General features: G+C 71.9%; 4 protein-coding genes. 1 reads left to right on the top strand and 3 read right to left on the bottom strand.

Annotation, left to right across the window (positions count from 1 at the left end):
• Together B7X32_RS19880 and B7X32_RS19885 are read right to left on the bottom strand one after the other, a co-directional pair.
• On the bottom strand, positions 1–1132 hold a 1132-nt coding region (locus B7X32_RS19880; protein WP_292723723.1), incomplete at its 3' end, for a cell division initiation protein.
• Positions 1133–1385: 253 nt separating this feature from the next.
• Positions 1386–1967, bottom strand: coding sequence for a TetR/AcrR family transcriptional regulator (locus B7X32_RS19885; protein WP_292723726.1), 582 nt, complete (start codon positions 1965–1967; stop codon positions 1386–1388).
• 114 nt (positions 1968–2081) lie between these two features.
• On the opposite strand from B7X32_RS19885, the gene B7X32_RS19890 reads away from it, so the two are divergent.
• Entirely contained in the window at positions 2082–2768 is a 687-nt protein-coding gene (locus B7X32_RS19890; protein WP_292723729.1) for a DUF899 family protein, read from the top strand.
• A gap of 27 nt (positions 2769–2795) precedes the next feature.
• On the opposite strand, the gene B7X32_RS19895 is transcribed toward B7X32_RS19890, so the two are convergent.
• The coding region (locus tag B7X32_RS19895; protein ID WP_292723732.1) for a metal ABC transporter permease at positions 2796–3064 on the bottom strand (269 nt) is incomplete at its 5' end.

Raw genomic sequence — 3064 nt, forward strand, 5'->3', positions numbered from 1 at the left:
CGTCGGCGTCGCGGACGACGTTCGCGGTGTGCGCGGTGACCATGTCGACGATCTTCTGCGACTTCGTCCTGGCACGGTCGAGGGTCTCACGGGCCCGCACCTGGGCCTCCGCCTCGATCGCGCTCGCCTGGGAGCGCATCAGTCGCTCGTAGTCCTCGGCCTTCGCCGAGATCCGCTCGGCGTGCGCGAGCGACGACGCGACCTGCTCGTTCGCGTCCGCGGTGATCCGCTCGGCGTGCGCGACGGCCTGGTTGTGCAGCACCAGGAACTCCTGCTGCGCATCGTCCTGACGGCGCGTGAGGGACTCCTCCATCTCCAGCACGCGGGCGTTCATCTCCCGCACCTCGCGCTCGGCGGAGACGCGCAGATCCGTCGTCTCCCGCGTCACCATCGCGCGCAGAGCCGCCGCACCCTTCTCAGCCTCGGTGCGGATCGAGTGCGCCTCCTGCTCGGCGTGGTTCACCTTCTCGGCGGCGTGCGCGGCCTCGCGCTCGACCTGCGCGGTGTGCGCCGTGAACTCGGTCTCCATCTTCAGACGCACCTGGTCGGCGTCACGCTCGGCCTGCGCCGTGATGCGGGCCACGTCCGCGTCGAGCTCCGCCCGCTTCGCGGCCGCCTCGTCACGCGCCGCCTCGAGCAGCCGCTCCGCCTGCACCGCCGCGTTCTGGATCAGGACGCTCGCCTGCTCCTCCGCCACGCGCAGCACGGTCTCGAACTGCGAGCGCGAGGTCGCCTCGTCGATGTCCTCCTGGGATCCCGCGAGCGCCGTGCTCAGCGACTGGATCTGCTGCGCCGACTCGGCGATCTTCGCGTTCGCCGTCGCAAGGTCGGCCTCGAGCTTGGCCGCGCGCTTCTCGTGCGCGGCGGTGGCCTTCGTCAGCTCCTGTCGGTGCTTCTCCGCGGCCTTGTCGAGCTCGCTGCGCAAGTGCGCGTCGGTCTTCGCCCCGGACTCCGTGGCGCGGCGCAGCTCCTCCTTGAGGGCGGTCAGGTGCGCGTCGACCTCGGTCTTGTCATAGCCGCGGAAGCCGATCGTGAAGGACTGCTGCGTCGTCGGGCTGTCCAGCAGCTGATCGAAGAAATCGCCCTGCTGCGCCTTGTCCTCGGTTGCTCGGTCCTCAGTTGCCTCGGCCACGTGCCGCGCCTTTCTGTTCGCCCCTCCTGCTCCCAGGCAGGGGGGATGCGCCAGGAGGGATGGATGCGGAGGGGGAATCGCGACGTCCGGCGCCCCTGGGTGCGGGGGCCGCGATCCGCGCGAGTCCTGACGATCCTAACCCGCGGTTCCGGCCCGCCGACAGGGCGCGAACGCGGCAGGGCGCGGATCGATCGCGCCCTGGATCGGACGCGCCGTGGGCGCCGCGTCCGCGAGCCCTGTGGACGCGGCCGTCTCAGGCGTCGCCGGAGCGGATCCCGGCGATCACGGCACGGATCGCGACGCCTCCGCGACGGCGCTGCTCCGTCCGCTCCACGCCCGCCAGGGGTCCGTGCAGGCAGAGCTCCGCGAAGCCGTGCACGGTCGCCCAGCACGCCCAGGCGGCGTCGTCGCGGCGTGCGGCGGCGAGGTCGCCGGCGGCGACGAGATCGTCGAGCGCGGCAGTCAGCGCGACGAACGCGGGCGCCTCACGCACGGTCGCGGGATCCGGCGGTCGGATTCCGAAGAAGACGACGGCGAACCAGCCAGGCTCGTCCAGGGCGAAGTCGACGTAGGCGGCGCCGATCCGCTGCAGCCGCTCGGCCGGCGAGCGATCGGGGGCGTCGGTCATCGCGGCGGCCAGCCCCTGCTGGATCGCCGCGGCGGTCGCGTCGATCAGCGCCGCGCGACTCGGGAAGTGCCGATAGGCGGCGTTCGGCGAGACGCCGGCCCGGCGGGTCGCCTCGCGGATCGTCACCGCTGCAGGGCCGCCGTCCCTCGCGAGCTCGACCGCGGCCTGGACGAGGGCCGTCGCGAGATCCCCGTGGTGATAGGCCATCGGATCCCCTCTTGTCGTGACTCCACACGATGTGTACGGTGTGAACATAGCAGATGTGGACGCCGTGGACATCGGCGCCACGGGATCGACCGGAACCGACCAACGGAGGATGTCATGACCGCTCTGCCCCCTGTCGTCGACGAGCAGACCTGGCGCGAGGAGCTCGCGAAGCTGCGCGTGCGCGAGAAGGCCGCGACCAGGGAACAGGACGCGATCGCCGCCGCACGGCGCCGCCTGCCCGCCGTGAAGCTCCCGGAGTACACCCTGATCGCCGAAGACGGCAGCCGGGTGCGCCTGGCCGACGTCTTCGACGGCAAGAGCCAGCTCGTCACGTACCACCACATGTGGACCGACGGCGCGGGCTGGCAGTGCCCCGGCTGCACCGGCCTCACCTCGCAGTGGACCCGCACGGGCCACGTCGAGGCCCAGGACGCCCGCTTCGTCCTCATCACGAACGGCCCCATGGACGAGGTCCTCGCGTACAAGAAGCGCGTCGGCAACCGGATGACCTGGTACACCTCGGCGGAATCGACCTTCGGCGCGGACATGGACTCCGGCCCCGGCGAGGGGTTCGGCTTCAACGTCTTCCTGCGCGACGGCGACGACGTCTACCGCACGTGGCACACGAACGGACGCGGCGCCGAGCGGTTCAGCGTCGCGTTCGCGATCTCCGACGTGCTCCCGTACGGACGCCAGGAGCAGTGGCAGGACGTTCCGGACGGCTGGCCGCAGGATCCGACCTACTCCCGCTGGCTGACCTCGCAGGACGTGGCGGCGCTGTACGGGGACACCGGGGCCTGACCCCGTTCCGCGCCACGGCCGGAGAGGTCAGGCGACGGCCCGCTCCGAGACGCGGGGCGAGAGCCGCACGACCCGCTCCTGGCGGGCGCCCACGATGCGGCAGACGAGGTAGATCGCGAACGAGATCGTCGTGATGTACGGGCTCACCGGGAGCGTGCCCATCACGGCGAGCAGGATTCCGCCGACCGCCGAGACCAGTCCGAACAGCGCCGCGAGCAGCGGGACGGCGACCGGACCCGAACGGATCCGCATCGCGGCGGCCGCGGGCGTCACCACGAGCGCCATCACCAGCAGCG

Origin of the sequence: Microbacterium sp. 13-71-7, from assembly GCF_002257455.1 — a bacterium.
Classification (GTDB): domain Bacteria; phylum Actinomycetota; class Actinomycetes; order Actinomycetales; family Microbacteriaceae; genus Microbacterium.

Bases quoted from the DNA above. Each gene is read 5' to 3' on its own strand.
- B7X32_RS19885 (WP_292723726.1), bottom strand. From the start codon at position 1,967: ATGGCCTATCACCACGGGGATCTCGCGACGGCCCTCGTCCAGGCCGCG.
- B7X32_RS19890 (WP_292723729.1), top strand. From the start codon at position 2,082: ATGACCGCTCTGCCCCCTGTCGTCGACGAGCAGACCTGGCGCGAGGAG.